This is a genomic window from Candidatus Symbiopectobacterium sp. NZEC135 (genome assembly GCF_025962695.1).
In genome coordinates, this window is sequence record NZ_JAGFPF010000098.1 from 1 (window position 1) to 7958 (window position 7958).

A 7958-nucleotide genomic window follows, 5' to 3' on the forward strand; every position below is an offset into this window, starting at 1 on the left:
ACCGTCAATCTCGCCCCGGCGGATCTGCCCAAGGAGGGCGGGCGCTACGATCTGCCCATCGCACTATCGATTCTGGCCGCCTCAGAGCAGATTTGTGGCAAGGCATTAGCGCAGTATGAGTTTCTGGGCGAATTGGGATTGTCCGGGGCGCTGCGTGCGGTTACCGGCGCGATCCCGGCAGCCATTGCGGCGGGTAAGGCGGGCCGCCGGCTTATTTTGCCACTGGATCATCAGCAGGAAATGGCACTTATCGGGCATGGTGAAGTGCTACTGGCAGAACACCTCAATGCGGTGTGCGCCTTTTTGCACAGCGCTGAGCCGTTAGCCAGCAGCCAGGCAATTGAAATTCCTGCACCCGTCCACAACAACGACCCGGACCTGGCAGACATCATTGGGCAAGAGCAGGGAAAACGGGCGCTCGAAGTCACCGCCGCCGGAGGCCACAACCTGCTCCTGATGGGGCCACCCGGCACCGGAAAAACCATGCTGGCGAGCCGTCTCGCCGGACTATTACCGCCGTTGAGCAACGAAGAGGCGCTGGAGGTGGCCGCCATTAACAGCCTGGTGAGCACGACAGATCCCACACTGAGCTTGTGGCACACTCGCCCCTTTCGGGCACCGCACCACAGTGCATCCATGACGGCACTGGTGGGCGGTGGTGGATTGCCAAAACCGGGAGAGATCTCGTTGGCGCACAATGGCATCCTGTTTCTCGATGAGTTACCCGAGTTCGAGCGGCGTGTACTGGATGCCCTGCGAGAACCCTTAGAAGCCGGTGAAATCGTGATTTCTCGCACGCGAGCTAAAGTGAACTATCCCGCCCGCGTGCAACTGGTCGCCGCCATGAACCCCAGCCCATCGGGGCACTATCAAGGTATCCATAACCGATTGCCGGTACAGCAGATCCTGCGCTATCTGGGAAAACTCTCCGGGCCGTTTCTCGACCGGTTCGATCTGTCGATTGACGTTCCGCTACTGCCCCCTGGAACACTGCACAAACAGGGGCGACAGGGAGAACGCAGCGCCGACGTTCGAGCGCGCGTCTTGGCGGCACGAGAGAGGCAACTGGCACGAACGGGGAAAATCAATGCGCACCTGACACCACCGGAAATGGATATTCACTGCCGCTTGCACGAAGAGGATGCTGTCTGGCTGGAGGCGTTAATGACCAAGCTGGAGCTGTCTGTGCGTGCCTGGCACCGCATTTTGAAGGTCGCCAGGACCATCGCCGATCTGGCGCAACAGCCCGATATCCAGCGCGACCATTTGGCGGAAGCGATCAGTTATCGCTGCATGGATAGGTTACTGCGCCGCTTGCACCGCGATTTAGGGTAAAGCACCGACATAAAAAACGGGGCCATTGGCCCCGTGAATGCAAAACTTAATCGTCGCTATCGGTGTATTCTTCCACCGCATCCATCTGCGGCTTACCGCCGGACAGCGTGTGGAAACGCTTCGGGCGACGAATACGTGCAACATATTTAGCCCAGGTTTTTTCCATGTCGGTGGATGCATCACGCTCACCGCGGCACATGGCGACGAATTGAATCTCTTCCTCGGTCGCCGGTTGGCGTTTACCCAGGTCAAGCTCATTCAGCGCGTAGCCATAACGCTCCAACATCTGGGCTTCTTTAATGGTGAAGTCACCGTGACGAGAGAAGCCGCGTGGGTAGGATTTATTATCAAAAAAACGATTCGTTGTAGAGAAGCTTTCCGCCATCTTACACGCTCCTAATTCTTTTATGGTCGTGCTGTTTATGGCGCGGAGTATTAGATAGGCTTGACATTCTGTAAAACAAAACATTTAAATCATCACGACAAATTTTTTTTGGAGATGGACGTGGATACCGAATTACTGAAAACCTTCCTGGAAGTCAGCAGAACGCGGCATTTTGGACGCGCCGCAGAATCGCTCTATCTGACCCAGTCGGCGGTCAGCTTTCGTATCCGCCAATTAGAAAATCAACTTGGTGCAAATTTGTTCACTCGCCATCGCAATAATATTCGCCTGACACCGGCGGGCGAGCGGTTGTTGCCCTACGCAGAGAGTCTGATGGGCACCTGGCAGTTGGCCAAAAAAGAGGTCGCACGCTCGCAGCAGCACCAGTTGCTGTCGATTGGTGCGACGGCATCGCTGTGGGAATCCTACCTGACCCCCTGGCTGCAAACGTTGTATCAGCAGCGCCCGCTGCTTCAGCTTGAAGCGCGCATTGCACAACGCCACTCTCTGGTGCAGCAGTTACACGAACGGCGATTGGACCTGCTGATCACCACCGAGCAACCCAAAATGGAAGAGTTAACCAGTCATCTGTTAGGAAACTTCTCTCTGGCGCTGTTCGCCACACAGGATGAGGAGCAGACCGAACGGCCTTTCATCAAATTGGAATGGGGTGCAGATTTCCATCAACATGAAGGGCGACTATTGAGTAACGAGCAGCTTCCTATCCTGACCACCACCTCCGCACACCTGACGCGCCAGCTGTTGCTGACCACCGGCGGCTGTGCCTTTCTGCCACGCCATTGGGAGAAAACGTACCCACTGCTTTACATACAGCAAAATACGCCACCAGTGATCCGCCCGCTGTATGCCGTTTGGCTGCAAAACAGCGACCAGCAGGCGTTAATCCGTCAACTGCTTAAAACCCCTATTGCCGACATGTTATGAGCCGCGTAGCGCCGTCAGGCGCGTTTAGCGACCCAAAATGCACTCAGCCCTTTCTGCAAGACGATAAAGGCAAACAGCAGGATGCCAATAACGATCTTGGTCCACCAGGAGCTGAGCGTGCCATCAAAGGTGATATAGGTTTGAATCAGCCCTTGAATCAGCACCCCAAAGAAGGTGCCCAGCACCGTGCCCACGCCGCCGGTCAAGAGCGTACCGCCAATCACCACGGCTGCAATCGCATCCAGCTCCACGCCGCTCGCAGCCAGCGCATAACCCGCGGAGGTATAGAGCGAGAACACAATGCCAGACAGCACCGCCAGCGTGCTGGAAAGCATATAGATCTGAATGGTGGTTTTTCTCACCCGCACCCCCATCAGCTCAGCTGACGTGATATTGCCGCCAATAGCATAAACGCGATGGCCAAAACAGGTGCGGTGCGCCAAGACCATCCCAACAATCACCGTCATCAGCATGATCAACGCCAAAAAGGTCAGGCGCCCACCGCCGGGCATGCGCCACGCTAATCCGGCAAGCTGTTGATACACGGGGTGTTCAATCGGGATAGACTCCTGAGAGACAATAAAGCTCATGCCGCGTACAAAGAACATACCGGCCAGCGTGATGATAAACGCAGGCAGTTTCAGGGTATCGATTATCCACCCCATCAGCGCACCAAATGCCGCCCCCATCACCAGCGCCAGCGCAATGGCATAGCCGGGATGCATACCATAAGTACCAATCAGCTTGGCTAACAGCACGCCGGTAAACGCGATCACCGAGCCGACGGAGAGATCGATCCCACCGGAGAGGATCACAAAGGTCATGCCGACAGCGACGATCCCGATAAAGGCATTATCCGTCAGCAGGTTGAAGAACACGCGCGTGGAAGCAAACCCCGGAAACTGGCTCAAGCAAAACAGATAGCCGACGATAAAAACCCCGAGCGTAATCAACAGCGGAATATTCCGTTTGAGCATTATTCGTGCCTCCGCAACAGGCGACGCAGCGAGAAGCGTGGAGACTGCATAATCAGCACCGCCAACACCACCAACGCCTTGAGCACCAGGTTGAGTTCAGGACGGTATCCTGCTAACAGAATACCGGTATTCATACTTTGAATAATCAACGCCCCAACCACCGCAAGCAGCAGATTAAACCGCCCGCCCAGTAACGATCCACCGCCGATCACCACCGCCAGAATGGCATCCAGTTCAAGCCACAAACCGGCATTGTTTGCGTCCGCACCGCGGATATCGGCGGTAATAATCACCCCCGCCACCGCTGCGCAAACACCGCAGATGACATAGACCGAAATCAGGATCAAGCGCGTGCTGATGCCCGCATTTCTGGCCGAACGCACGTTGATACCCACCGCTTCGATAAATAAGCCCAATGCGGTTTTGCGCGTCAGTAACCAGAGCAGAAGCAGCATGGCACACGCGATAATCACTGGCATTGGCAGGTAGAACAGCGAGCCGCTACCCAGATGTGCCAGCGCAGGATGTGCGAAGGTAATAATCTGCCCTTCGGTAATCAGCTGTGCGACACCCCGACCAGCCACCATTAGCATCAAGGTCGCCACAATCGGCTGGATCTGTAACACGGCGACCAGAAAACCATTCCACAGTCCGCACACTGCGCCGGTGAGCACTGCCGCCAGTAAAATCACCGGCAATGCATAGCCTTGCGCCGCCAGGCTCGCTGCCGTGGCACCGGCGATAGCCATCACCGCCCCCACCGAGAGATCAATACCGCCGGTAGCAATCACCAGCGCCATGCCCAAGGCCAGCAATGCGACCGGCGCGCCGCGATTAAGAATATCGATCAGGCTGCCGAACAAACGACCATCTTGCACATGCAGCGAAAAGAAATTGGGCGCTACCAGGCTATCGATTAACAGGATGACCACCAACGCCGCAATCTGTGGTAGCCCTTTACTGACGCCGAAGCGCACCCGACGCTCGGATTTAACATGGCTGTCCGTCATGCGCACCTCCTGGTTGTAATGCAATGGCTTGCATCACGGCAGCAACGGAAATCTCCTGATGCGCCAGATGTGCCACCTGCTTTCTGTCGCGCAACACAATGATACGGTCGGCATAACCGGTCAGCTCTTCCAACTCAGAAGAGATAACCAGCAGCGCCATACCGCGCTCACACAGTTTTTCGATCAAACGAATGATTTCGGCATGGGCACCGACATCAATGCCACGCGTCGGCTCATCAAGAATGAGAAAACGCGGTTCTGTCGCCAGCCAGCGTGAGAGCAACACCTTTTGCTGGTTGCCGCCAGACAGATACTGAATTTCCTGTTCCGGGCCCGGCGTGCGTATCCCCAATCTCTCAATGAACATTTCTGCAATGCGGGTTTGCTCTTTTAACGCCAGCGGACGTAGCCACCCACGCTGGGCCTGCAACGCCAGAATAATGTTCTCTCGCACAGTCGCGGAACCGACGATACCTTCAGTTTTGCGATCTTCAGGACAATACCCAAAACCCAGCCTGCCCGCCTTGCGTGGGCTACGAATGGAGACGGGCTGACCATCTACTTTCGCCTCACCGCTATCCGGCGTTTTAATGCCAAAGACGAGCTGTGCGGTTTCTGTGCGACCCGATCCCAGCAATCCAGCCAGCCCGACGATTTCGCCCGGCGCGACCGACAAATCAAAGGGATCAACCATATTACGGCGACCATAGCCACGGAACTCGACCAACGGATCGCCGGTTTCAGCCGCATGGGCTGAGCGCTTCAAGAGTGATTCATCAAAACTGTGGCCCAGCATCATCTGTACCAGGTCGATACGTGGCAACGCCGCCGTCATTTCACTGCCCACCAATTTGCCGTTGCGCAACACGGTGATGCGATCGCTCAGGCGATAAACCTGATCGAGAAAATGGGTAACAAAAATCATGCCCACGCCGTGCTCACGCAGATGGGACAGAATGCCGAACAGCATGTCGACCTCATTGGCATCCAGGCTGGCAGTGGGTTCATCAAGGATCAGCACCTTGGCGGAGAGATCGACCGCTCGAGCGATAGCAATGATCTGCTGAATGGCGATCGAGTAGTTGCCCAAAGGATCGGTAACATCTATCCGTAACCCGTAGTAGGCGACAATTTCTCTGGCAAGCCGCGCCATCTCTTTCTGATCAATCATGCCGAAGCGCAAGGGTTCCCGGCCCAAAAACAAATTCGCCGCCACCGACAGATTGGGTAAAAGGTTGACCTCCTGGTAAACGGTACCGATACCTAAAGCTTGCGCGTGTGCGGTGTTTAACGGATCGATAGCGTTGCCTTCGAGAAAAATATCCCCTGCTGAACGCCGATAAACGCCGGTCAATGCTTTTATCAGCGTCGATTTTCCCGCACCGTTTTCACCCAGCAGGGCAACAATTTCCCCTTTGCGTAGCGTGAAATCGACGCTATCCAACGCTTTAATACCAGGAAATTCGACGCTCATTCCCTGGATGTCCAACAGCAATTCAGTGTCCATCAGACTCACCTATGCCACTTGCGTTTGGGTGTTGGTCAAAACACAACCTTATTGATTACGCCTAAAACATCAGGTAACGATGGCGCATTGCACGCCATCGTTATCAGGCTTAATAACCGAGGTCTTTTTTGGATTGGTATTCCGCTTGCGCCGTATCCGGCAATAATAATCTTGATTCAGTCTGAATAAATTTCTGCGGCTGCTTCCCTTCTTTTTTCAAGGCAATTAACGCATCAAATGCTGGGCCAGCCATATTTGGCGTCAGCTCTACGGTAGCATTGGCTTCACCATCGATCATTGCTTTAAAAATATCGGGAACCGCATCGATAGAAACCACTTTAATTTGCGAGCCCGGTTTTAATCCGGCCTCTTTAATGGCTTGAATGGCACCGATCGCCATGTCATCGTTATGGGCATAAACCGCGCAGATATTTTTGCCGTTCTGCTCCGCTTTAATGAAGCTTTCCATCACCTCTTTACCCTTGCTGCGGGTAAAATCGCCTGATTGCGAGCGGATGATCTTCACATTCGGAGAAGCAGCGATGCCGTCAACAAACCCTTTTTTGCGGTTTATTGCGACGCTCGACCCAACCGTGCCTTGCAACTCAACAACGTTACAGGGCTGACCGGCTACATCCTTCAGCAGCCATTCGGCAGCCACCTTACCTTCGTAGACGCTGTCAGAAGCAACCGCAGCGGTATACAAGGAGGGATCGTTAACATCGATCATACGGTCCAGCAGGAATACCGGTATTTTTGCTTCCTTGGCTTCCTGAAGGACTGGCGTCCAACCCGTTGCAACCACGGGGGCGATAAAAATGGCGTCAACGCCTTGTGCAATAAACGATCTTACTGCTTTGATCTGGTTCTCTTGTTTCTGTTGTGCATCCGCGATTTTTAAGGTGATACCCCGTTTTTCTGCTTCCTGTTTAGCGACTTTGGTTTCAGCAGAGCGCCATCCCGACTCGGAACCGATTTGAGAAAATCCCACGGTGAGCGCCGAAGCTTGTGTTGCGCCACATAATGCTGTAGCGACAGCCATTGCGACCAGTAAACGCCTGTACATAATCTACTCCTTTATGAGCAGCCGACAGCTTTTTGGCTTGTTTGCAGGTTTTAACCCCACGTCAATGCGTGCAGGTTGTACAGAGATACGACATGCACCTGACATTTTTTATCAGGGCTTATCTGTTTTAGTCGAAATAGTGACAAAGCGGGATGAGCAAGCTCACAACCTGGTATTACGATAGGTTTGTACATGTTTACAGCTAATTCATTCAGCCATTTTCAGGCGTTTACCCACAGGAGGAGGGGCAAATTAATGCATATAAACAGTATGGGATTATTTGCGCGTTACGCTAAAAACGCTGTACCACAAAAACTATGCACAGCAAAAAGGGCTGTCCTTTCGGACAGCCCCTTCGCTGGATAAAAGCCTGGCAGTTCCCTACTCTCACATGGGGAAGCCCCACACTACCATCGGCGCTACGGCGTTTCACTTCTGAGTTCGGCATGGGGTCAGGTGGGACCACCGCGCTATCGCCGCCAGGCATATTCTGTTTCACACTCACCGCTTTTCAGCCATGAATGCCAATCTGTTAAACAAGCTGAATCTCTTCACGAGTTCTGATTATTCGTATCATCCTGATACTCACCCCTTCGGGGCCAGCGCTCCGCGCTGTTCAAAATCGTTCCAGACGATTTTGTCGATTTCTCTCAATCCAACACCAAAACATCTTCGGCGTTGTAAGGTTAAGCCTCACAGGTCATTAGTACTGGTTAGCTCAATGCATCGCTGC

At 53.9% G+C, this 7958-nt stretch carries 7 protein-coding genes and 1 rRNA gene; 2 read left to right on the forward strand and 6 right to left on the reverse strand.

The window, feature by feature from the left end; all coding sequences use genetic code 11:
- A partial coding sequence (locus tag J5224_RS22660; RefSeq protein ID WP_264627506.1) for a YifB family Mg chelatase-like AAA ATPase occupies positions 1-1335 on the forward strand: 1335 nt, incomplete at its 5' end.
- 46 nt (positions 1336-1381) lie between these two features.
- On the opposite strand, the gene J5224_RS22665 is transcribed toward J5224_RS22660, so the two are convergent.
- Positions 1382-1720: a DUF413 domain-containing protein gene (locus J5224_RS22665; protein ID WP_264627507.1), complete on the reverse strand. Its 339-nt coding sequence runs from the start codon at positions 1718-1720 to the stop codon at positions 1382-1384.
- Between the two features lie 120 nt (positions 1721-1840).
- Here J5224_RS22665 and hdfR point away from each other — a divergent pair, with 120 nt between their 5' ends.
- A complete protein-coding gene (hdfR, locus tag J5224_RS22670; RefSeq protein WP_264627508.1) occupies positions 1841-2665 on the forward strand; it encodes an HTH-type transcriptional regulator HdfR in 825 nt (274 codons plus the stop codon).
- A 14-nt stretch (positions 2666-2679) separates the two neighbouring features.
- On the opposite strand, the gene yjfF is transcribed toward hdfR, so the two are convergent.
- From yjfF to rrf, 5 genes are all read right to left on the reverse strand, one after another.
- A complete protein-coding gene (gene yjfF, locus J5224_RS22675; RefSeq protein ID WP_264627509.1) occupies positions 2680-3642 on the reverse strand; it encodes a galactofuranose ABC transporter, permease protein YjfF in 963 nt (320 codons plus the stop codon).
- Complete coding sequence (gene ytfT, locus J5224_RS22680) at positions 3642-4652, reverse strand: galactofuranose ABC transporter, ATP-binding protein YtfT (RefSeq protein WP_264627510.1); 1011 nt, start codon at positions 4650-4652, stop codon at positions 3642-3644. The genes yjfF and ytfT overlap by 1 nt, the downstream gene beginning before the upstream one ends.
- Positions 4633-6159 (reverse strand): galactofuranose ABC transporter, ATP-binding protein YtfR, encoded by a 1527-nt coding sequence (gene ytfR / locus J5224_RS22685; RefSeq protein ID WP_264627511.1) that lies wholly within the window; start codon positions 6157-6159, stop codon positions 4633-4635. Before ytfR ends, ytfT begins: the two co-directional genes overlap by 20 nt.
- A 109-nt stretch (positions 6160-6268) precedes the next feature.
- Positions 6269-7225: a galactofuranose ABC transporter, galactofuranose-binding protein YtfQ gene (gene ytfQ, locus J5224_RS22690; RefSeq protein ID WP_222158910.1), complete on the reverse strand. Its 957-nt coding sequence runs from the start codon at positions 7223-7225 to the stop codon at positions 6269-6271.
- A 368-nt stretch (positions 7226-7593) separates the two neighbouring features.
- Positions 7594-7709 (reverse strand): 5S ribosomal RNA (rrf, locus tag J5224_RS22695).
- Positions 7710-7958: the final 249 nt, after the last annotated feature.